Raw genomic sequence first — 246 nt, 5'->3', positions numbered from 1 at the left:
CTCGGCAATCCGGTCATTGCGGCATATCTGCAAGCGTTGCTCATCACGGGCGCGCGCCGCGAGGAAATGGCGGCACTCCGATGGACCGACGTCGATTTTCAATGGCGCTCGCTGTCCGTCGCCGACAAGGTCGAAGGTTCGCGCACCATCCCGCTCACACCGTACCTCGCCAGCGTCCTGCGGGAGCTCAAGCGCTTGAACGACACGCCGCCGAACATCCGTCAAATACGGGACTTGACCGCCAAA

General features: G+C 62.6%; 1 protein-coding gene. It reads left to right on the top strand.

Annotated features, from left to right (window positions below; all coding sequences use genetic code 11):
• Positions 1-246 (top strand): tyrosine-type recombinase/integrase (locus R0K30_RS23040; RefSeq protein WP_410613302.1); only part of this gene is annotated, 246 nt, incomplete at both ends.

The sequence above is a fragment of the Bacillus sp. SIMBA_154 genome, from assembly GCF_046536015.1.
Lineage (GTDB): Bacteria > Bacillota > Bacilli > Bacillales > Bacillaceae > Bacillus > Bacillus pumilus_P.
This window is presented reverse-complemented; position numbering and strand designations above follow the sequence as displayed.